A 22,476-nucleotide genomic window follows, 5' to 3' on the forward strand; every position below is an offset into this window, starting at 1 on the left:
GCGCGCCGGACGTCCTCGCTCCGGACGGTCAGGACGCGGCGCCGCCGGGGCGCTCGTCCTCGCTCCGGATGGGGCCCGTGTCGAGGACGCGCTTGACCTCCTCGGTCGTCACCACCGCGATCTGCTCGGTCGCCGACTCGTACCACTCGGTGAGCGCCGGGTCGTCCGTGTCGATGCGCGCGCCCGCCCCCTGCTCGGCCGCCACCTCGGTCGCGCCGAACACGAAGTCGTCGCCGTGCTCCTCGATACCGCGCCGCACGCCCTGGGCGATCGCGGCACGCGCGAAGCGTCGGCGCAGGATGTACGGGTCCGTGCCCAGCTCGCGCGCCCACGCGATCATGACCCCGATCACGATCACCGCGAACGGCAGCGCCGTGACCACCATGATCGACTGCAGACCCGACAGCGCGGTCTGACCACCGACCAGCAGTAGCGCGAGGGCCGCCGCACCCAGCAGAACACCCCACGTGAGCGTCACCCACGTCGACGGCTCCGGCTTGCCGCGCTGGCTCATCGAGCCCATGACGATCGCGGCCGAGTCGGCCGAGGTGACGAAGAAGAGGATGATCGACAGCACCGCGAGCACCGACAGCACGGCCGCGAAGGGCAGGTTGTCGAACACCGCGAACAGCACGGCCTCCGTCCCGCCTTCGGCCATCGCGTCGCCGATGGCACCCGTCACCTCCTGGAAGTACATCGTCGTGCCGCCCATGATGCCGAACCACACGACGCACACGATCGAGGGCACCACGATCACGACCGTGACGAACTCCCGCAGCGTCCGACCGCGCGAGATCTTCGCGATGAACATCCCCACGAAGGGCGTCCACGAGATCCACCAGGCCCAGTAGTTGTTGGTCCACGCCGCAACGAACTCGGCCGCGTCCTCGCCCTGCGACGGGTTGCGCATCAGCATGGCCCACAGCTCGTCGAAGAACGCCGCGACCGAGGCGGGCACCATGTTCAGCAGCAGCAACGTGGGTCCGCCGATGAAGATGACGATGCCGATGACGAGCGCGATGACCATGTTGATGTTCGAGAGCGCGCGGATTCCGCGCTTGATGCCGGACACGGCCGACACGACGAAGGCGCCGGTCAGCACGGTCACGACCACGATGAGGGCCGCATTGCCGAAGGGCCCCGCGCCCGTCAGGTATTCGACGCCGCGCGTGATCTGCAGGGCGCCCATGCCGAGCGTGACGCCCGTGCCGAACAGCGTCACGATGATCGCGAAGATGTCGATGAAGGCCCCGGCGGGGCCTTCCGTGCGCTCCTTGAAGATGGGCGCGAAGATCGCGGAGATGAGGGGGGCTCGGCCGCGGCGGTAGGCGGCGTAGGCGATCGCCCCGCCGACGAGCGCGTAGAAGCCCCAGGCCATGGGGCCCCAGTGCATGATGGCCTGCGCCAGGGCCACATGCATCGCCTCGCGCGTCTCGGCCTCGACCTCGAAACCGGGCGGGACGGACAGGAAGTAGGTCAGCGGCTCGGCGGGGCCCCAGAACAGCAGGCCGATGCCCATGCCGGCCGAGAACAGCATGGCGATCCAGGATCCGGTCGAGAACTCCGGCTCCTCGTCGTCTGCGCCCAGCCGCACGCCGCCCGTGCGGCCGTAGCCCACGATGAGCATGAACACGAGCGTCACGATCGCCAGGAGGGAGAACAGCCATCCGAAGTTCTGCATGACCCAGCCGAGAGACGTCGCGCCGACGTCGCGGATGTTCCCGGGGGCCAGAAACGCCCACAGCACGACGCCGAAGACCAGCACCCCGGCGATGCCGAACACGAGCCAGTTCGTCGAGAACGTGCGCCCGGTGTCCTCGACTCCGATGCCGGGGATGAGCGCGGGGTGGGTCACCTCCCGGACGAGCTTGGTGACCGGCTTGTTGCGGTCGTCCCGGTCGGTCTTCTCGCCGCCGTCGGGGCCCCGGCCGGATGCCCCGGTCCGGGTCGTGCGTTCGCGTTTCGGCTGATCGTCCATGGACTCTCTCTCGTCGTGCGTTCTCGCAGTCTGGCCCCTTCGCCGCGCTCCAGGCTAGCCACCGAGCCGCGCAGCAGCACAATCCCCTGCCGGGACGCACCGCTCCGGGCAGTATCGTTGATCGATTCATGCCCCCTCGCGACTGCGTCGCGATTCCTCCGCGAAGGAGCCCCCTATGCCCCTGTGGTCAGTCCACGGAAACGGCCGCACCGTCGAGCCCGGCCGCGTCGTCGCGCCGGGCGAGCGCCTGAACTGGCCCGCCACATTCGCGATGGGCGTCCAGCACGTCGTCGCGATGTTCGGCGCGACGTTCCTCGTGCCGACCATCACGGGCTTCCCCGTCTCGACCACCCTGCTGTTCAGCGGCCTCGGCACACTGCTGTTCCTCGTGGTGACGCGCAACAAGCTGCCCAGCTACCTCGGGTCGTCCTTCGCGTTCATCGCGCCCGTGACCGCGGCGACCGCGTCGGCCGGCATGGGCTCCGCCCTCGCCGGCATCGTCGCGGTCGGCGTGCTGCTGGCGCTGGTCGGCCTGCTGGTGCAGTTCGCGGGGCTCGGCTGGGTCGACCGGCTCATGCCTCCCGTCGTGGCCGGCGCGATCGTCGCACTGATCGGATTCAACCTCGCACCCGTCGCGTGGGACAGCTTCGCGGTCGACGCCGTGACCGCCACGGTCACGCTCGCCGCGGTGATCCTCTTCGCCGTGCTGTTCAAGGGCTTCCTGGGACGGATCTCGATCTTCCTCGGCGTGCTCGTGGGCTATGCGTTCGCGGCCGTGCGCGGGTACTTCGGCACCGCGGACCCCCAGACCGGCAAGACCCCCGCCGAGGTGATCGCGGAGGCGCCGTGGCTCGGCCTCCCCGAGTTCCACGTCCCGGACTTCGTCTCCCCCGGCACATGGTCGGCCATCGCCATGTTCCTGCCGGTCGTGCTGGTGCTGGTCGCCGAGAACGTCGGTCACGTGCGCGGGGTGGCGACCATGACGGATCCGTCGGTCAACCGCCACACGGGCCGGGCGCTGCTCGCCGACGGCCTCGCCACCACGCTGGCGGGCGCCGGCGGAGGCTCGGGCACCACCACGTACGGCGAGAACATCGGCGTCATGGCCGCCACGCGCGTGTACTCGACGGCGGTCTACTGGATCGCCGGATCCGTCGCGATCCTCCTCGCCTTCTCTCCCAAGATCGGCGCCGTCTTCAACTCCATCCCCGCGGGCGTCCTCGGCGGTGTGACGACCGCGCTCTACGGGCTCATCGGCATCATCGGCATCAAGATCTGGGTCGACAACCGCGTCGACTTCTCACGCCCCGTCAACCAGTACACCGCGGCTGTCGCGCTCGTGATCGGCATCGCGGGCTTCACGATGCAGTGGGAGGGCTTCGAGTTCGGCGGCATCGTGCTGGGCACGGTGGCCGCGCTGGTGATCTACCACGTGGGCAACCTCATCGCCCGCGCCCGCCGCTCCGGCGCGGACGACGGCGGCCCCATCCCCGCGGTCGGCCCGCTCGGCGGAGACCCGCGGGACTGACGCTCACGGCGTCCTCCACAGCTCGGCCAGGTCCCCGTCCTGCGCCGCGTCGGCATAGCCGTCGACGCCGCGCGCCAGCGCACGATACAGCGTCTGGAGCGGGCTCAGCTGCCAGCCGCCGTCCGTGCGCACCGCCACGGCCGCCGGCCGATCGAGGCCAAGCGTGCGAGCCGGAGCCCACGACGCCGAGCAGCCTGAGGAGCTCGACCCGTCACTCTTCGACAAATCGAGGCACCCCCCTCGAGACGGAACGTCGTCGTGTCGAACTCCGCGTATCCCTGATAGGTTCCCTCGACGCGCTCGATGGGCGCGGACGCCCGGTCCCCGTCGCGCGCCCACTCCGCGCGGGCGTCACCGAACCGCAGTTCACTGTGGGACGGGAGCACGACAGCGCCGTATACCGCCACCAGACGCCGCTCCGGGAGGGGGAGGGTCCGAGCCAGCGATTCCGTATCTCCCGTGCGCACGAAGGCCGACAACCCGTCCAGGAAGCTCCGCAAAGCTCCGTCAGGATCGGTTGCCACGTGCGGTTCCGGGACTCGGCCACCGACGATTCGGTCGCGCTCGAGACCGAGTGCGGCGGCGGCATATCCGTCCGCGAGGGTCAGCAGCGGACTGACGTACCAACCCGTTTCCTCCACGGTGACGAGCGAGTAGGGCCACACGCCCCCGACACCTCCTGCCCACTCCTGTCGGAGGGTGCCGATGTCCCACGTCTGCGGGAGCATCTCCGCAATCCCGGAGGCGAGCGCGGCGCGGGTGCCGTCCAGAGTCGCGGCGATGTCGTCGCTGCGGTATCCCGAAGCCTCCATACCTGATGCGGTGAGAGGGTCGGAGAAGGCGCGCAGAGCATCGGCCAGCTCTTCCGCGTCGGCAGCGACGGTGACCGCGCCGGCGACGACGCTCACCCTGACGACGCCGTCCGCCAGTTCGCGCTCCTCGAACTCGAGCGCGGTCGTCGTGATCGTCACGCTGGCGGCCAGGGCATCCAGCAGATCGCCGTAGTTCGCCTCGCCCAACGACGCCTCCCTGACCGAGTGGTAGACGTCGATGAGACCGGTGGTCTCACTCGGGGCGAGTGACGCGAACAGGTCGAGCATGTCCCGCGCCGCCACCGCGTCGAGCGTTCTCTCGACGGCGGCCGTGGGCGACGATGCCCCCGAAGGGCGCATGGCGACCCAGACCACGGCGGCTCCGCCGATCAGCACCGAGACGACGCCGGCCGCGATGAGGCCGATCACGAGGCTGCGGGGACGCCGTGAGGTCGACGGATGGTGCGGCGGCGCGACCGGCGCTTCCGTCGACGGGTTCTCGTGCAGGACCCGTCCGGCGGCGCTGATGTCGGGCGCCGGCGGCGGAGGGGGTGGAGTGCGCCGCCGGGAGACGGCCTCCTGCGCGCTCGCGTCGCCATAGCGCGCGAGCCAATCGAGCAGCCCTTCGTAGGCATGAGGATGAAGGGCGACCTGCGCTCCGAGGTCAGGGCGCTCGACGACAAGCCGAGCGAGTTCCTCTCCCGCCATCGTCGGCGGGAGAGGGGAAGCGCCTTGCTCGGGCGACGTGGTCACAGTGGCTCCTTCTTCTCGGATCGAATCTCGACCGCGTTTCTCGACACGCATCCGCGGCACGGTCGCTGTCAGGCCTGTGGTTCGCCCGTGATGGCGTGGGCCCACGCCCGCAGCTCCGGATAGGCCGCCGGGTGCGCCGCGATCGCGGCCGCGAACTCCGGGTGCGCGGCCGCGATCTCGGCCAGTCGGGACGCCGACGTGCTCGGGTCGTGCACCTCGGCCCACGCGGCCTGGCGCGGATCGGGCGCGGCCACGGGGCTGTGCGGCTCGGCGGGAGCGGGCGCGCCCTGAGCGTGCTCCCACGGTGCGGCTGCGGGCCCCTGCCCCGCTGCAGCGGCGGCGGGTCCGGCCGCTCCATGGAACGACTCGTCGTACTGCGTGTGCGCCGGTCCGCCCTGCAGCGCCTGCCGCTTCTGCTCGTTGAGCGCGGTCCGGACGATGGCGCCGGCGGCCAGCAGCGCGAGCACGGGCCCCGCGAGCACCACGCTCGGATACCGGAATGACGGCATGTTGCCGATCACGAGGGCCGCCACGACGAGCCCCCCGCCCACGAGCACGGCGATCATCCTCGTCCGCGCGGGGATCGTGGATATGGGGATGGCGGCGATCGCCGCGCTGATGATCCCCGTCAGCAGCACGAGCGTGTCGAAGAAGCTCCAGTACATGTCAGGTCCCCAGTCGTGCCGTGATCGTGATCTGGCCGGCGGTGACGGCCCAGCCGTCGCCCACCGGCATGGCGACTCCCGCCGGGCACTCGGTCGCCTCACCCACGAGGTTCGTGACCGAGGTCCCGTTGGTCGACTGCAGGTCGGTCACCCAGAGCATCCCGCCCCGGACGTCGAGCAGGGCGTGGGTCTTGGAGATCGACTTCCACGGGTCGTTCACGGGGAGAGCCCGCGCCTGCGGATGCGATTCCGGCGCGACGGGGGCGCGACCGAAGACGAGCGGGGCGTCTGCGGCGATCCTCTGGCCGTCCGAGAAGTGCAGCGTCCAGGGGCGCGGGGCCGACCCGCTCTGCGACGCGCGGGTCGCCTCCAGGTCGTCGTCCTCGGCGAACTGCTGGGCAGCCAGCGGAGTCGCGCCGGGGATCGACGGCGGCACGGGCGGCGACGGTACCGCTGTGGGCCCCGCCGGCGGTAAGACCGTTCTTTCGGCACCCGGCAACCCGGTGATCAATCCTGCGAGCGCAGGCCCAGGTGGCGCGGCCGACTGCGCCATCGCGGGCGCAGGCACCGCAGGACGCTCCTCCCGCGGCGGAGACGACGGACGCGGGGGCGGAGGCGGAGGCGGAGGCGGAGGCGAATCCGGAAGTGGAGGCGGCGGCGACGGCGGCGCGCCGATGAACGGCGGCCCGGACGCGGGATGGACGGGCGGCACGGAGGGCACGGGCGGCGCGGGGGCGGCGGGAGCACCGGTCTGCACGCCGGTGCGCAATCCGATCCGGGCCGTCGCGTCGGCGGCGCGGACCTGTCCGGCGAGGTTCTCGGCGAACTGCATGTAGGTGTGGTGGGCCACCATGCTCTTGCCGCCCACCGGCACGAACCCGCCCACGGTCGGCTGGCTCGTCAGGTACCACTCGATGCTGGTGGTCGCGTAGGTCCGCCCGTTCTGCACCGTGAAGGTCAGCAGGAACACCATGTACTTCTTGAACGAGATCAGGAAGTCGTTGACACGGAACTCGATCTCGCGGTCGCTCGAGCGCGTCGAGACGATGCGCTGCTTCCCCTTCCACAGATCGCCGGTGCTCTCGTGCGCGGCCCGCTGCGCCATATTGGCGACCTGCTCCACGGAGAGCGCCGTCTCGATGTCGACGCCGTTCCACGCGAACTTGTGCGGCTTAGCCATCGGACTCGGTCAATCTCTCGGGGACCGGCGGCGATCCGTCCGCGACTGGGTCACAGGTCCGCCAGCATGGCCGGCAGGACGTCCCCAAGCGGGCGACGCGCGTCGCGGGGCGGTTCCAGCTGCCCGTGCGCGTAATCGCCTACGTCGGTGAGGTCTCCCGCCACGATCGCGTAATTCCCGCGCTCGGGCGAGGAGGGCATCAGCAGCGTGACCGCTGGTGCTCGAAGCTCGATGAACCCGGCGACGACGCGTCGCGCGTGGTCGGCGTCGACGAGCTGGAGTTCGCTGATGCCGGCCGACGAAGTGACGACGACCGCGCGGGAGTGCTCGTCCGCGGCGAATACCGTGAGCCACGCCCCCCCAGCCTTGAGGGGGTCCTCCTGCTCCGATGGGAACAGGACGGCGCGGGCGACCGCACCTACACCCGGCCGTACGAGCCGGCGCACGTCTTCGCTCGGCAGCCCGTCCGGTCCCTCGTCGATGAGCTGCCTGACCATGAACGACCGCACGCCGCGCGCAGCGGCACGTTCCAACTCCCCGCGGTCCTCGACGTCGACCGTCGGGAGGACGCCTTTCCACTCCCCTCCCAGCTCGACGGCGGCGGCAATGATCTCGTCGTCGGTCAATCGCACTACGTCATTCATCAGATCTGCTGTCTCTCTTCGTTGTCGCTATGGTCCACGCCGCGTCATCTCGGCGGATCAGGGCAGCCAGGAGATGGCCTTCACGCCGGCCTTGTAGAGTTCTTCAAGGAGCGCGCCGGGATTCTGCTGGATATAGCGCATGTTGCGCTCCCACTGCTCCGCGCCGAAGTCTGCGGCGATGAACCCCGCGACAGCCTCCGAACCGGCCTTCACCCCCACGCCGGCGATCGCGAGCACAGGGTTCTTGGTGCTTTTCAGGATGCGGGAGACGATGTCCGCCGCATCGTGCCCGTTGAAGGTCCCCTGCGCGATGCGGTCGAGCCATGTCACCATGCTCATTCCCAGGCCGAGCTTCGAGAAGCCGGGGACCTTGCCGATGTCCGCCCATTTCAGGCCCTTGACCACGGCGCTGATCGCATCCCAGGCGGGTATCCCGAAGACTGTTCCCCCGCGAATAAGCCGGACCAGTCCTGGGAGGTCGAACAGACGCAGCCATGGGATCGGTACCGGCAGTGTGGTTGCAATAAGACCGGGCGGGAGAGGTCCACCGCCACCGCCGCCGCCCGCACCGGCAAAGCCCCGGCCGCTGTCGACGGCGCTCGCGCGTTCCTGTTCGTCGGCGTTGCGGCGCAGGGCGGCCGCCGCGTCACGCAGTCTCGCGGCGGCCACCTTGAGCTTCACGCTGTGCTCCGAGTCCCACTGGGCGCGGAATCGCACGGCAACCGGGCCGAACCACGCCTGGATGCGGATGGCGTTGCCGACCGTCATGCGATCGGCGTCCAGCCGGTCCGCCGCGCTGCTGAAGTGCCCCGCCAACTGGCGCAACTGGGCGACATCCGCCCCGTACATTCCGCTCATGGTTCTCCTCGGTCACGTGCTCGCCGGTCCGGGCCCGCCGGTGAGGGGCGACGCGCCCCTCACCCTCAGGAGTTGGACGTCTGCTCCTGCTGGGCGGCGTTCTGCTGCGCCCGGGCGGCGGCATCCTTCAGCGCCGACGCGACGTTGCGGAGCGCCGCCGTGTGCTGCCCGCTCCAGTCGTTGCGGAACTGCGTGGCGTCGGGCCCCTCCCACTGCGTCGCATTGAGCGCGCTCGTCAGCGTCGCGAGGATGTTCTCGATATCGCTCGCGCGGGCGTTGAGCTGCGCGCTGAGCTGGCGGACCTGCTGGACGTCAAGACCCCAAACGGCCATTTATCTCTCCCTGCTTTTCTTTGTGATGATCGGAATCCGCGTTCCGGATTCCCTTCGTCCCGCTCGTTCGCGGGACCAAGTCGTGGAGGGGAAATCCCCGGCGGGAATTCCCCTGCGAGAAAGCTATGCGCGCCCCCGGCCTAACGTCGATGGGGATGAATCTCCATCGGGCGCGCACGTTTCCGGTGCTTCGCATTTCCCTCACCATTCCGCCACCGCCAGTTGCGCTTTCACAGCGCGGCCGCCACCGATGAGGAACCCGCGTCCCGGCGGGAAGTCGGCACGCCGCAACCGTCCGAGCGGCGTGCCCAGCAGCGTGTCGCCATCCAGCTCGCCGGGAGCAAGCAGGATGCCGCTGCGTCCCGCGCGGAACGGCTGCGAGAGCAGGTAGGCCTGCGCCCACGTCGACGTCTCGCTCTCCGCGACGACGAAGTGCTCCTCCCGGGCCGCTGTGCGGACAAGCCGGTCGAGGTCGGTCTCGGCCTCGGTGGCGGAGAAGTCGGCGAGGCCGTCGATCAGGATCGCGTACCGTCCGCCCTCGCCCGCCTCGATCCGGCCGGTGAGCTCCTGTGCGAGCACGAGCGCGGCGCCAGGACCCTCCGCGACCGCGTGCCACCGTAGCCGCGAGAGCGTGGAGCGGCGCGCCGCGAGCAGGACCAGCCGCGTCTCCGGGTCGCTCCGCTCGAGAGCGCCGGCGATCGTGGCGAGCGCCGTGGTGCGCCCGCTCTGGGGCGGGCCCGCCACGAGCAGTGTCCCGCGAGCGCGCAGGACGGCCGCCCCCAGCGTGACGTCGTCGAGCCCGACCACCGGCGCCCCCGGTGCCCCGACCGGCAGCTCCGCGAGGCCGACCCGCTCCGGCAGGCGGCGGACGGGTGCCGGGCGGACGATGCCGCGCCGCTCGAGCGACGCGCCCAGCTGCTGCAGCTCGCGGGCCTGTACGGCCACGTTCCCCGATTCACCGAGGATCGCGATCTGCAGTTCGTTGTCGTCGAGCACACCGCGACCCGGGGGCGATGCGGGGCCCAGGACATCCTTCGGGACACCGAGCATCAGATACTCGTCCTCGTGCGCCATGCGCAGCACGATCCGGCGCTGGACAGTCGAGGCGATCGAGGTGGGTAGCGCGTTCGGGCGGTCCGCGGTCACGACGACGTGGACGCCGCGCGGCCGACCGTCCGCCGCGATCTGCGCGAACGCGGTGAACCACGGCGAGAGGTTGGCCGGGCCGAACTCGTACTGCTCCTTGAACGCCCCGATCCCGTCCACGAGCAACAGGATCCGCGGCTCGTCCGGCGCGTTCGCCAGCGTGCGGTACTCGCCGATCGAGCCGGCCCGCACGGCGGCGTAGCGGACGGCGCGCTCGTCGACGATGTCACGCAGCATACGGATGGTCCGGATCACGCGCTCCTCATCGTCGCCCGCGACCACCGCCCCGACGTGCGGGAGCCCGTCCAGCATCGCCAGCCCGCGGGAGCTGAAGTCGAGCCCGTAGACGTGCGTAGGCCCGCCGTTGCGGGTCGTCGCCGCAGCCGCCACCACGAGGGAGCGCAGCGCCGTGCTCTTGCCGGATCCGCCCGTGCCGAAGATGGCCAGGTTGCCGTCCCGATCGGGCTCGTAAAACGCGGTCGGCTGCTCCTGCCGCTCGGGCTCGTCGAGCACTCCGAGCGGCAGACGCTCGTCCGTGCGCGGGTTCGGAAGCCGGCGCAGGTTGTAGATGGGCGCGAGGGACTCGAGCCATGGTCTGCGGGGGGCGTCGACCTGCGCGTCGCCGGCCGCGCGGCGCACCGTCGACACGATCCGCTCGATGTCGCTCGGCCCCGTGTCGGCATCCTCATGCGACTCCACCTGGGGGATCTCCCACGCCGCGTGCCCGCCGAAGTCGAGTTCGGCGATGTCGATCCGCGGCTTGGGCGGCTCACCGGTCGTGCGGCCTCCGACGTAGCCGGTCTGGAACGATGTGATCCGCCCGGGCCCGCGCTTGGCGGCTCCCCGCCCGGGCACCGACGAGTCGAAGTAGGCCGCCATCCGGTCGCCGAGGATGTCCGTGGAGTCGTCCTCGTCGGCCATCCTCAGCGCGATCCGCAGGTTGGTGTTGGCGCGCAGGTTCTCGCGGATGACTCCCGCGGGGCGCTGCGTCGCGAGCACGAGGTGCAGGCCCAGGGAGCGCCCCCGCTGCGCGACGTCGACGACGCCGTCGACGAACTCGGGCACCTCCTGCACAAGCGCGGCGAACTCGTCGACGACGATCACGAGGCTCGGGGGGCAGTCGGGGTCCCCCGTCTTCTCGAGCGTGATGAGATCCTTGGCGCCCTTCTGGTTCAGCAGGTGCTCACGGTGGCGCAGTTCGGCGCGCAGCGACGTGAGGGCGCGGCGCACGAGATGCGGCGAGAGGTCGGTGACCAGGCCGACGCTGTGCGGCAGGTCCACGCAATCGGCGAACGCCGCGCCGCCCTTGTAGTCGACGAACAGGAACGTGACGCGCTCGGGGCTGTGGGCGGCCGCCATGCCCAGCACCCAGGACTGCAGGAACTCCGACTTGCCCGACCCGGTGGTCCCGCCCACGAGCGCGTGCGGACCGTCCGAGCGCAGGTCGAGCGTGAACGGCTCCGTTCCCGCGTGTCCCACCACGGCGCGCAGGTTTCCCGCCTTGCGACGCGGACGCGGGGACCCGTCGCGGGGCGCGAGCGAGTTGTTCTGACGCCACCGTTCCAGGACGCTCTCGGCCGACTCGAGCAGTTCGAGCCCCGCGAGCGAGGGGTAGGACACGGAGCGGGGCAGGTCGGAGTCGTCAGCGACGGGCACCCCCGCGTCCACGACCGGAGCCAGGTGGCGCGCCAGTCGTTCGGCGGTAGCCGCGTCGAGCGTCTCCAGGGCGACCGGAGCCGTCCTGGCGCCCTGCCGGACCTGACCCACGACGCCGTCCGCCGCGGGGGCGTCGGCGAGCACGAACGCGCGGCAGGCGCCCGGCAACTGTTCGACGCGGGGGGCGCACCAGATCACGTGGACGCCCGCGTCCGGTCCTCGCTCGGCCACACGCGTCAGGCGGGCCCGATCCGCCACGGTCGCGCTGTCGACGACCAGGACGACCGAGGGGACGACGGGATCCGGGGTGTCCTCGTTCGACCGGGTGTCGAACGGACCCCGGGGTGCGGGCGCGCCGTCGAGCCGGGCGTCGATGAGCCCCTCGATCTGCGCCAAAAGGGTCGATGCCGCGCCGCGGCTGTCGGCGAGGTGCGCCGCATCGAGCGGGCTGTGCGGCGAGCTGGTGTGGGGGAGCCACTTCAGCCACTCCCACTCGTCCCGGGCCGTCGGCCCGACGATGCCCGCGAGCACGACCTCGGCGGGAGAGTGCCGTGCGGCGACCTGGAACACGGCCGAACGGGCCACGGACCAGGCCGCCGCGGCGGGGCCGGCTACGCCGAGCGAGCCGACGCTACGCAGCTCGACGACGACCGGCACGCGGTCGATCGACGCGTAGGCCTGCTGCAGTCCCGTGAGCTGCTCCCAGTACTCGGGCAGGGTGTCCTGGGTCGCGGGCAGGACGAGCTCGTTGCGCGAGGCGACGGTGCCGTTGCCGAGGTTGAGAGCCAGGAAGGCCGGCAGCTCCGGTCGTTCGGTCCACAGCAGCGACCCCAGCCGTCGTGCGTCTTCCTGCAGCTCGGCGCAGGTCGGCAGCTCGGCGAGCCGCGCGCGCCGCTCCTCGTCGCGTGCCTTCTCGAGCGACTCCTGAGTGCGCAGCATCGACTCGGCGAAGACCTTGCGCTGCGCCTTCAGCTCACGGCGGCTGGTCAGCCCCTGATCCACGAAGCCGGCGATGAGCAGCAGCGGGCTCATCGCCATCATCACGACGCCGACCAGCTGCTGCATGAGCGCCCAGAGCACGGCGCCCATCACGAGCGGCGCCAGCAGCGCCACCAGCGGGAACCGCTGCCGCTGCGGCACGCGCGGCGGTGTGGGGGCGAGGATCTCGACGCCGGGGTAGTGCGGCACGACGCGCGGGGAGCGCACGTGCTCGATCTGCGGAGTGCTCGCGCTCTGCGGCGGCTGCTGCAGCGGGACCACGCACAGGGACGTGTCGCCCAGCACGACGATGTCGCTGGCCGACAACGGCGCCCGCCCGACGAGGTCGCCTCCCACGATGACGCCGTTGGCGGAGTTGAGGTCGATGATCTCGATCGTCTCGGCGACGTTCAGCCGTGCGTGGCGCTTGGACACCATGGGGTCCGACAGGCGCACGTCGGCGTCGTGATCCCGACCGATCACGGTCGCCCCGGCGGGGAGAGCGAACTCGCGGCCCGCGTCGGGCCCGGAGGTCACGCGCAGCTGGGCCACTGCGGGCCGGCTGCCGCGAGCGATGTGGCTGACGCTCCGCGACAGGGCCACACTCGCTCCGGACAGCAGCCCGGATTCGGCGAGCGTCGTGGCCGGGTCGAGCACGCGGGCCGCTGCGGGACCGGCGCCCGCGTCGGACACCGTCAGCGTCAGTGCCTCGCCCGTCGGCGCGCTCGAGAGCGGGTCCGCGTCGTGCAGCGCACGTGCGACGTCACCCACCGTGGCAGTCGCGTCCGCCGTGACGACGAGATCGACGGGCCGTTCGGCGCGTCGCAGCGTCAGCTTGATCCTCACGGGTCGCCTCCCTCATCCAGAAGCGGCAGGTCGTCGCGCGTCACGATCCGCGCGGCGATCGCGTACTCCACCAGCCGGATCCGGCGGTTGGTGGCGTGGGCCCGCAGCCCGCCGCGCAGACCGCGGACGCCGATGCGGTCGAGCTTGTCGCAGACGTTGTCGAGCTTGCGGTTGAACCGGGTGATCCCCCATCCGAGCCGGGCCGCCGCCTGCGCGCTGGTCGGGATCTCGCCCATGCCGCTGCCCTCGCGCTGCAGCATCGGCTCGGCCAGGGCGAGGATCATGAGCCTCTGGGAGTGGATCAGCGTGACTTCGCCGACGGTCGTGACCCCATCCGCCGGCGAGGAGGAGGTCTCCGTGAACAGCGGCTCTGCGACGTGGATCGACAGCTCGTACGTCGTGGGGCCGGCGGTGAAGACGACGGTGGTGCGCCCGAAGACGAGCGGGAGGCGGGCGCCGGGTGCGAGCCAGGACTGCAGCCGTCCGCCTCCGTCGCTCACGGTGACCGCCAGGCGGCTGCCGACGTTGCTGAGCAGCCACAGTCCTTCGAAGCGGCTCACTTCCAGGAGGCGTCGGTGCAGGAACGGGTTGTCGTCGATCGACAGATCGGCGTCGCGGCCGATCGTGAACCGGTCGTCCGGCGCGACACCGAACGACTCGCCGCAGTACTCCACCTGCACCGGCTCGTCCGCCGCGTCGCGCGGCCCCTGCGCCGCCGCGATCGCCGTCATGGCGCGCACCCTTCGACGCCCTCGGGGGCGGAGGTTCCGTTCGCGCGGCGCAGCACCACCTCGATGCAGGCCCGTCCCGAGGCGTCCGCTGCGACGACCGCGGTCGGCTCCGCGGTCTCTTCGAACGTGTGGGACTCTCCGGCGACGACCGGGCGCCACAGGTACGTGTCACCCTCGCGCGGATCGGGATTGCTCCAGGTGAAGGCGACCTCCCCGCCCTCCGGCTGCCCCGCGAGCCCGGTGATCTGCGGAGGCAGCTCCGTGTCGCCGATCGGGTCCACGGGCGCGGCCGGCCGGTCGATGGGCGCCGTGACCTCGCCGACCCCCTGGGGGGCCAGGATCACCGCCGCCCCGACGCCGATCGCCACGACACCGACGGCGATGCCGCTCGCCCAGGCGACCCAGCGGCGCCCCCGCGGCGTCGCGGGCGCGAGCTCCGGAGCCGCGTCGGGCTCCCGCGCGGGGCTGCGCAGCAGCGTGTCGGCAGCCGTCGGCGGCTCGGGCGCCACGGGCCCCGCGACGGGCACCCGGGCGGAGGGGCGCCGCTGTGTCTGGTCGAGGCCGGACGCCGCGGCGGCGTCCGAGGATGCGGGCAGCACAGCGCGAGCGGGAGGCGCGGCGGGGGCGGGCGCAGGCTGGGCGTCGATGCTCGTGATCGCACGGAAGCGGGTGCGGCCGTCGTCGTCGTCCTCCTCCTCGGCCAGCGCCAGCTCGTCCTCGACGACATCGATCCGTGTCTCCTGCATGCCGAGCTCGATCTGCACCCGCTGGAGCGCGCGCGCGAACTCCATCGCACTCGCGTACCGTTCCGCCGGCGCCTTCGTCATCGCGCGCCGCAGCACCGCCTCCAGCGACGGCGACACGTCCGAGCGGCCGGTGGGCGGCAGCGCCATGGTCTGGATGCGCGACATGATGTCGAACTCGGTGTTCGACGCGCCGGGGATGTGGAACGGGGTGCGATTGGTCAGCAGCGTGTAGAGCGTCGCGGCCAGCGAGTACACGTCCGAGGTCTCATCGCCCTGGGGCGGGTCGCGGAACGCCTCGGGCGGGGCCCAGGGGACGCTGAGCCCGCTCTGCTCGCCCGCCGTCGTGGCGGAGATGCCGAAATCCGTCAGCGCGGGGGTGCCGTACGCGGTGACGAGGATGTTCGCCGGCTTGATGTCGCGGTGCAGCACGCCCGCCCGGTGGGCTGTCTCGACCGCGCCGGCGATCTGCACACCGATGCGCAGCGTCTCGGCCTCCGAGAACCGCTCCCGCTGGTGCCGCACCTGCAGGTTCGGCCGCGAGCAGTACTCCATCACGAGGTAGGGGCGTCCGTCGTCCGCGACGCCGGCCCCGTAGATCGACACGATCGAGGGATGGCTCGCCAGCATCGCCATCAGGTTCGCTTCCTCCGCGAACCGTCCGACCGTCGAGCTGTCCAGCCGCTCCTTCAGCAGCGCCTTCACCGCCACCTCCCGGCGGGGGTGCTGCTGCTGGTAGAGGTAGACGTCCGCGAACCCGCCCTTCCCCAGCGGCCGGACATGGTCGAGGCCCGGAATGCTCGGGGGCGGGGAGATGGTGCGCCCGCTCATAGCAGCGCCTCGAAGGACAGGATGACGTCCTCGCCGATGTCGAGACGATCGCCGCGCACGACGAGCGTGCTCACGCCCGGGTGCAGCCGCACGGGCTCGGCCCCCACGCGCAGCAGCCGCGTGCCGTTCATCGTGTTGAGGTCGACGACCATCACGTCCCGCCCCTCGACGCGGATCTCCACGTGGCTGCGGGAGATGTCCTGGTTGGGGCTCGGCACGGTCACCAGATGCGGGAGGGCCCCGTTGGCCCGGACGGCGCGCGGTCTCCGTCCGACGATCGCGCCGCGGTCCAGCGCGATGCGCTCGCCCGTGGACAGCACCAGCGTCGGGACCGCCCGTGGCGCCTCGGCGACGGGCAGCGGCGGGACGGCCGGGGCGGGGTGCTGCCCGAACTCCCCTCCCGCGAGCCGCGCCTGCAGTGCCGCAAGCTGCTCGGCCGAGATCGTCTCTCCGTCGTGGTCGCCGCCGGCCGGTGGCATCGCGACCGCCGGTCCGGTCTCGCTGCTTCCCGGGCGCGGCACGGCGCCCGCCGAGACCGGCGGCAGGCCGTCGCCCTCATCGCCGAGCACGCGCACCGCCGCGTCCTCGACCGACGACATCCGGGTCTCGCCGAACACGAAGTCGTCGTACCCGGCGTCGCCCTCCGGATCGGCGATGTCCGGACTCGCCAGAGTGTTGCCCGGGTCGGGCACGCGCGTGTCGTGCGCCCCGGACGGCGCGCCGGGCGCGGACCCCGCGGGCTCGTCCGGCACCGGCGTCGCGCGTGCCGCGTCCGCGGGCACGGAGGGATCGGACACGGAGGGATCGGACACGGAGGGATGGGGCACGGGCGGGACTGCCACGGACGGGACGGGCGCGGGCGGAACGGGCGGGGACGGGACGGCAACGGCGGGCACGCCAGCGACGGGCGCCGCGGGCAGGGGCGGCAGGGGTGGGAGCGGCGGGGTCTCGGGCTGCGCGATACCGGCCTGCTCGCCCTCCGGACCCGGAGGCGGCACCGCGGCCGAGGGCGGCACCGCGGCAGGAGCGGCCGGGGACGCGCTCGCCGCGGAGGCGGGAGCGTCGGCGGCGGCCCACCGGACCGCACCGCCGCGCACGACGCCGTCGCGCAGCGGCAGCGTCTCCGCTCCCGACACCACCGACAGCTCCACGGCCACGGCGCTGTCGAGCGAGCGCTCGTTCCATGTGGTCACGCCGAGGCCCGAGATCTGCTCCGTGCCGCCGTCGCGGTCCGTCGTGCGCGCATGGACGGGTCCGCGCACGACCAGCCGGCCGGGGCGGCCCTCCTCGTCGTAGGACAGCACCGCGAACGCCGGGAGGGCCGTCAGGCTCGTGCCGAACTCGCCCACCAGACCCTCGATCGCGGCGGCGATCGCGTCGCCCGAGGCCATGCCCTCCCAGACCGCGGCGCCCGTCGGCGCGGGGACGTCCGCGGCCAGCAGCGCCACGCCTCGCGGCGTCGCGACGACCAGCCAGTCGCCGGTGCTATAGCTGAGCAACTCGCTCCCCTTCCTCCGGTGCGCGCGGCACCGTGTCCGCGTCGGCCGGGCTCGTCGGATGCTCGTCGGCGTCCGCCAGCGCGTGCAGGTCGGCCACGACCGCCGTGACGTTGTCGTGCCCGCCGTGCAGCAGCGCCTCGTGCACGAGGCGCGTCGCCGCCGCCTGCGCCGACGACTCCGCACGCAGGATCTCCTCGATCCGGGCGTCTGCGAGGTCCTTCGTCAGCCCGTCCGAGCACACGAGGATCCGGTCTCCCGCCTCCGCGGGCAGCAGCCAGTAGTCGGGGACGGCGGAGGAGCCGGCGCCCAGCGCCCGTGTGACGACGTTGCGGTGCGGGTGCCGCGCCGCCGCTGCCGCATCGATCTCGCCGCGCTCAACGAGCGCCTGCACGGCCGAGTGGTCCACACTCACCTGCTCGAGGACGCCGTCGACGAGCCGATAGGTCCGTGAGTCGCCCACGTTGAGGATGAGCCAGTACGTCGCGCCGGCCTCCTCGCAGATCGCCGCCCCGGCGAGTGTCGTTCCCGCCGCGAGCCCTTCAACGCCGACGGCCTCGACGGCGCCGAGCGCACTCGCGAACGCGGCCTCCACATCCGCTACCGTGACGGCGCGTCGCCCGATGAGCGGCCGGAAGCCGTCGATCGCGGCGCGGCTGGCCTCGGCGCCCCCGTCGTGCCCGCCCATGCCGTCGGCGACAAGGAACACCGGCGGCTCGGCCAGGTAGGCGTCCTGATTCGTCGCGCGCCGAAGGCCGCGGTCGGTCCCGGCTCCCCACGAGAGCACCACCTGTTCACTCATGCTGCTCCTCCCCGCCGAGGCAGTTCCGCTCGAGCGGGCCGCCGTGCGGGACGCCGCATGCCGCGCAGCACGGACGCGGGAAACAGGCGGGCGCGCAGGCGCCGATGCCAGGGAACGCCGGACCGCAGCCCCCGCCGGGCGGTCGCGACATCGGCCCAGTAGCGCTCGACCTCTTCCGCGGTGGGCTCGTGCGCACCGAACACGGCCACGTCGGCGCGCGCGGCGAGTTCCGCGACCCGCGCGATCGGGTGCTGCGCGTCCAGCGCCAGCGCCTGCTCCCGCCGCGTCGCGCCGACCGGGACGGCCGCTCCGACGTCCGACGCTTCGTCCAGCAGCTCGGCCCATCCCCCGTGCACGCGATCCGCCAGACGTTCCGCGGACCGCCGGCGGCGGCGACGGACGCCGCGCACGATCCCGAGCGCGATCGACGGCCCCAGGAGGATCAGCAGGATCAGCAGCGACGCCCCCGCGATGCTGAGCGCGAACCAGAGCCATTCCTCCTCCGGAGGCGTCTCGTCGTCCACGGCCTCCTCCACGGGCGGAGGGGGCGGCAGCTCGGCGGGCTCCTGCGGCACATCCGGCGGCTGCGCGACCTGCACGCGCGGCTTCTGCCGCTGCTCGGGAGTCTGTTCCTGGGGCACCTTGTCCTCGGCCGGAGTGGGCCAGAACGGCACCCACCCGAGATCCCGGAACGGCACCTCCACCCACACGTGCGCGTCCTCGCCGGTCACCGTCACCGGACCCTCACCGGCTTCCGCCGAGGGGATGAAACCCATCACGACCCGCACCGGGATGCCCAGCTGCGCGACCATGAGAGCCATCGCCGTGGCGTACTGCTCGTCGTCGCCGATCATCTGGGTGCCCCGCAGCAGGTCGTCGAGCCTGCTGACCGTGTGCCCCGAGCGGGACGCCACCTGTCCTTCGAGGCCGTGGCTGAAGAACCCGTTCGTCTGCAGATACGCCTCCACCGCGCGCACCTGCTCGATCGGCGTGCCCGCATCCGTGGTCGCCTCATCGAGCGCGAGCAGCACCCCGTCTGGAACGAGGTCGGGCGTCGGCGTGCGGACGGCGGCCAGCTCCGCGGTCGCGAGCTGCTCCTCGGACGGGGTGTCGGGGATCACGGCGTCGAGCACGTACGTCTCGCCCGGCGTCAGCCCGGTGGTCACCACCGCGGTCCCCGACGCCCGGTTGTAGTGCAGTGCCTCGGCGCGTGTGGCCGCGCCTCCACCCTCGAACCTGATCGCATCGAGGTATCCCACGGTGGGAGCCCATACGCCCTCCAGGTCGTGCACCTCGACGGTCGCGCGGACGGACTCTCCCGCGACGTCGTTGTCGATCTGCCGCCCGACCCGGGAGAAGACACCGGATCCCGCTCCCCCGCTGCCGGAGACGAGGTACACCGTGCCGTCGTACGCGTCGAGCGTGGCCAGGCGGATGCGGGTGCCCGCCGGCACTCCGGTGACGGTGAAGAGTCTCGCCTCCTCGCCCTGCGTGACCATGCGGCGGAAGGAGGTCAACGGTGTCGCGAAGTCGTGCAGCTCCAGCGGCGGCACGATGCGATCGCGCAGGACGTCCCGCGTCAGGGCGCCGCCAGCCGCCGCCGCGGTGACACCCCCGACAATGCACGAGGCGATGACGACGCCGGCCGCCGCGATCGCGCCCGCCCTCAGCCCGCGGCCACGTGCGGAGTCGACCGCCCCGGTCTCCGGTCCGGCAACGGAGCCCGCCCGCCGCGCGCGGGCGCGCCAGGCGGCCCACGCGAGCGCCACGGCCGCGAATGCCGCCCCGACGGCCGACGGGACGAAACCGAGGTACGTGCTGAACGCGACACCGATCGCCAGCACCGCCCCCGGAGTCATCAACGCCCAGCCGGAGGAGCGCAGGCGCACCGCGAGGCTGACCGCGACCGCCGATCCCACGAGCCCGAGCGCGAAAGGGGCGATCGTGAGCTGCTCGAAGCCCACGAGCGGGTCGGGCAGCGTGAGCGCCTGCTTCCATACGTGCACGGCGCCGACCGCGAGGGCCGCGAGGACCTCGAGGGTGGGCACGAAGCCGAGCGGGGAAGCGGACCGGAGCGCCAGCGCCCCGCCGAAGGCGAAGTACGCCGCGACGACCAGGACAGCCGTGGTGAGCGGGTGCGCCCGGACCCGCCACGCGACCAGCGCGATCGCGGTGCCCAACATGGTGCCGCCGATCCCGGCGACCCAGAAGTCGGCGCTCTGATATGCGGCGTACAGAGGACTGAGGCCCAGGCCGACCAGCACAGCCATGGCGGCCGCGTTGCCTGCCGCTCTCACCACGGTCACGACGCCACCGCCCTCATGGCCGCCCGCAGAGCCGACAGCTCGGGAACGTCCACGGTCACGACGTCGCCGATCATGCGGCGGCGCAGCTCACCGCCGTCCGCGGCCCGGACGCAGACCGTGCGCGCCGTGGGCGGCACACGGAGCGCGGCGCCGCGGACGTCTGCCAAGCTCGCCCCCGAGCCGGTCACGAGCACGACGACGGACGCCGTCGCGGCCAGGGTCGCGACCGACCGGGCGACCGCGTCGATCCCCGCGCCGGACTGCTCGATGCCGGAGAGGCCGTCGAGCAGGCGGGAGCGTGTCGGCGACGGCAGCTCCGCCCCAGCCGCGAGCATCGACAGCGTCGTGCCGTCCCGCAGCGCCCCGACCCCGATCGATCCCGTCGCCGAGACCGCGAGCTCGAACTCGTCCTCTCCGGCGTACTCCGCCGCAGACGTCGACAGCGCGACGACGAGGTGCGAACGACGTGTCTGCTCGAACTGACGGATCATCATCGTCTGCGTGCGCGCGGTCGACTTCCAGTGCACGTGCCGCAGATCATCGCCGGGCGCGTACTCGCGCAGCGCGTGGAACGAGACGTCGTCGTTCGCGAGCTCGCGCGTCTCGAGCCCCTCGAGATCGCGCAGCAGGCCGATCGTGTCGTTGGCGAGCGCGACGGTCCGCGGGTGCACGTAAAGGTCACGCGGCCGTGTCCACGTGACCTCGCGGCGCAGCAGGCCGAGCGGGTCGGTCCGCACCGACGTGACGGGTCCGACCGTCAGCACGGCGCGGCGGGCGGTGGGGATCGTGAAGAGCTCCTCCTGCTCCTGGTCGGGCGCGAGCCGCGACACCCGGAAGTGGGCGGTGCCCCTGCCGACCGGCAGCTCGATGCGGGTGGCCGGCGAAGCCCGGCGGGCGATGTTGCGCACGCGCAGCCGGCCGACGGCCTGCTCTCCCACCACAACCCGGGCGGAGGCGAGGTCCACGTCGACGCGGTAGACGGCCCGGCCGATCACGAACGCCACCGCGAGCACGATCGCCGCGCCTCCGGTGACCGCGATCGCGAGGAACTCCGCCCAACCGAGCGCCCCGGCCACCACCGCGGCGACGACCGCCACCGCCACCACCGCCCACCCCAGCCGCGACCCGATGCGCAGCGCCCGCTCCGCCGCCGCGAGGACGTGCCGGGGCGTCACGGGGGCGCGACGTGCGGCAGGGGCGGTACGGCTCATCCGACGAGGGCCTTGACCTGCGGGGCGGCCACGTCCGCCAGCACGCGCGAGACCACGGCCGTCGCGGTGACGCCCGTGAACTCCGCCTCCGGGTCCATCACGATGCGGTGCCCCCACACGGACAGCGCGAGCGCCTTGATGTCATCCGGAAGCACGAACGTGCGCCCCTCCGTGGCCGCCCACACCTTCGCCGCCCGCATCATGGCGACCATGCCGCGCACCGACACCCCGAGCCGGGTGTGCGCGTCGCTGCGCGTCTCCTCCGCGAGCTGCGCCGCATAGCGCGCGATCGACGGATCCACGTGCACGGACGTGAGCAGCTCGGCGATCTCCGCGACCGCCGACGTCGTGATGACCGGCGACAGCGCGCCGGCGCGATTGCGCGAGTCACCGAGCAGGATCGCCTCGGCCGCCTGCAGGTCCGGGTAGCCGATGCTCGTCTTGATCAGGAACCGGTCGAGCTGCGCCTCGGGCAGCTTGTAGGTGCCGGCCTGCTCGATCGGGTTCTGCGTGGCGATGACCATGAAGGGCCGTCCCACCTCGTGCGAGGTGCCGTCCACCGTCACGCGCCCCTCCTCCATCACCTCCAGCAGCGCCGACTGCGTCTTGGGCGAGGCGCGGTTGATCTCGTCGGCCAGCACGATGGACGCGAAGATCGGACCGCGGTGGAACTCGAACCGGTGCGCCTGCTGGTCGTAGATCGTGATGCCCGTCACGTCTGACGGCAGCAGATCGGGCGTGAACTGGATGCGCTGGTTCGTGCCCTGCACGGTCGCGGCGAGCGCTTTCGCGAGCTGCGTCTTGCCCGTGCCGGGCGCGTCCTCGAGCAACACGTGGCCCTCGGCCAGCAGCGCCGTGAGCACCAGGCGGATCGCCCCCGGCTTGCCCAGCACCGCCAGGCCGACGTTGTCGACCAGTCGCTGGAACGTGTCGGCGAACCACGTCGCCTGCTCTTGCGTGAGTGTCATTATCGTTCCTTC

General features: G+C 72.2%; 17 protein-coding genes. 1 reads left to right on the plus strand and 16 read right to left on the minus strand.

Features of this window, described 5'->3' with window-relative positions; translation table 11 throughout:
• Positions 1-28: 28 nt before the first annotated feature.
• Complete coding sequence (locus tag IEX37_RS07670; RefSeq protein WP_188755679.1) at positions 29-1,978, minus strand: BCCT family transporter; 1,950 nt, start codon at positions 1,976-1,978, stop codon at positions 29-31.
• Positions 1,979-2,153: 175 nt separating this feature from the next.
• Here IEX37_RS07670 and IEX37_RS07675 point away from each other — a divergent pair, with 175 nt between their 5' ends.
• Entirely contained in the window at positions 2,154-3,506 is a 1,353-nt protein-coding gene (locus IEX37_RS07675) for a uracil-xanthine permease family protein (protein ID WP_188755680.1), read from the plus strand.
• A gap of 3 nt (positions 3,507-3,509) precedes the next feature.
• On the opposite strand, the gene IEX37_RS16060 is transcribed toward IEX37_RS07675, so the two are convergent.
• The 15 genes from IEX37_RS16060 to IEX37_RS07745 all read right to left on the minus strand — a co-directional run bounded on the left by IEX37_RS16060 (position 3,510) and on the right by IEX37_RS07745 (position 22,464).
• Entirely contained in the window at positions 3,510-3,644 is a 135-nt protein-coding gene (locus IEX37_RS16060; protein ID WP_268236527.1) for a hypothetical protein, read from the minus strand.
• Positions 3,611-5,071, minus strand: coding sequence for a variant leucine-rich repeat-containing protein (locus IEX37_RS07680; protein ID WP_188755681.1), 1,461 nt, complete (start codon positions 5,069-5,071; stop codon positions 3,611-3,613). The genes IEX37_RS16060 and IEX37_RS07680 overlap by 34 nt, the downstream gene beginning before the upstream one ends.
• Before the next feature lie 68 nt (positions 5,072-5,139).
• Entirely contained in the window at positions 5,140-5,736 is a 597-nt protein-coding gene (locus tag IEX37_RS07685) for a variant leucine-rich repeat-containing protein (RefSeq protein WP_188755682.1), read from the minus strand.
• A 1-nt stretch (position 5,737) separates the two neighbouring features.
• Complete coding sequence (locus IEX37_RS07690; RefSeq protein WP_188755683.1) at positions 5,738-6,916, minus strand: FHA domain-containing protein; 1,179 nt, start codon at positions 6,914-6,916, stop codon at positions 5,738-5,740.
• 50 nt (positions 6,917-6,966) lie between these two features.
• Positions 6,967-7,560: a hypothetical protein gene (locus tag IEX37_RS07695; protein WP_188755684.1), complete on the minus strand. Its 594-nt coding sequence runs from the start codon at positions 7,558-7,560 to the stop codon at positions 6,967-6,969.
• A gap of 57 nt (positions 7,561-7,617) precedes the next feature.
• Complete coding sequence (locus tag IEX37_RS07700; RefSeq protein WP_188755685.1) at positions 7,618-8,418, minus strand: hypothetical protein; 801 nt, start codon at positions 8,416-8,418, stop codon at positions 7,618-7,620.
• 65 nt (positions 8,419-8,483) lie between these two features.
• Entirely contained in the window at positions 8,484-8,750 is a 267-nt protein-coding gene (locus IEX37_RS07705) for a hypothetical protein (RefSeq protein WP_188755686.1), read from the minus strand.
• Positions 8,751-8,951: 201 nt separating this feature from the next.
• A complete protein-coding gene (locus IEX37_RS07710) occupies positions 8,952-13,376 on the minus strand; it encodes a type VII secretion EssC family protein (protein WP_188755687.1) in 4,425 nt (1,474 codons plus the stop codon).
• Positions 13,373-14,107 carry an FHA domain-containing protein gene (locus IEX37_RS07715; protein WP_188755688.1) on the minus strand — a complete coding sequence of 245 codons (735 nt, stop codon included), beginning with the start codon at positions 14,105-14,107 and terminating at the stop codon, positions 13,373-13,375. Before IEX37_RS07715 ends, IEX37_RS07710 begins: the two co-directional genes overlap by 4 nt.
• On the minus strand, positions 14,104-15,681 hold the full coding sequence (locus tag IEX37_RS07720) for a serine/threonine-protein kinase (RefSeq protein ID WP_188755689.1): 1,578 nt from the start codon (positions 15,679-15,681) through the stop codon (positions 14,104-14,106). Before IEX37_RS07720 ends, IEX37_RS07715 begins: the two co-directional genes overlap by 4 nt.
• Positions 15,678-17,180: an FHA domain-containing protein gene (locus IEX37_RS07725; protein ID WP_188755690.1), complete on the minus strand. Its 1,503-nt coding sequence runs from the start codon at positions 17,178-17,180 to the stop codon at positions 15,678-15,680. The genes IEX37_RS07720 and IEX37_RS07725 overlap by 4 nt, the downstream gene beginning before the upstream one ends.
• Complete coding sequence (locus IEX37_RS07730; protein ID WP_188755691.1) at positions 17,167-17,979, minus strand: PP2C family protein-serine/threonine phosphatase; 813 nt, start codon at positions 17,977-17,979, stop codon at positions 17,167-17,169. Before IEX37_RS07730 ends, IEX37_RS07725 begins: the two co-directional genes overlap by 14 nt.
• Positions 17,976-20,249 carry a transglutaminase-like domain-containing protein gene (locus tag IEX37_RS07735; RefSeq protein WP_188755692.1) on the minus strand — a complete coding sequence of 758 codons (2,274 nt, stop codon included), beginning with the start codon at positions 20,247-20,249 and terminating at the stop codon, positions 17,976-17,978. Before IEX37_RS07735 ends, IEX37_RS07730 begins: the two co-directional genes overlap by 4 nt.
• Before the next feature lie 32 nt (positions 20,250-20,281).
• Complete coding sequence (locus IEX37_RS07740; RefSeq protein ID WP_188755693.1) at positions 20,282-21,496, minus strand: DUF58 domain-containing protein; 1,215 nt, start codon at positions 21,494-21,496, stop codon at positions 20,282-20,284.
• Positions 21,493-22,464 carry an AAA family ATPase gene (locus tag IEX37_RS07745; RefSeq protein ID WP_188755694.1) on the minus strand — a complete coding sequence of 324 codons (972 nt, stop codon included), beginning with the start codon at positions 22,462-22,464 and terminating at the stop codon, positions 21,493-21,495. Before IEX37_RS07745 ends, IEX37_RS07740 begins: the two co-directional genes overlap by 4 nt.
• Positions 22,465-22,476: the final 12 nt, after the last annotated feature.

The sequence above is a fragment of the Microbacterium album genome, from assembly GCF_014643695.1.
GTDB classification, from domain to species: Bacteria; Actinomycetota; Actinomycetes; order Actinomycetales; family Microbacteriaceae; genus Microbacterium; species Microbacterium album.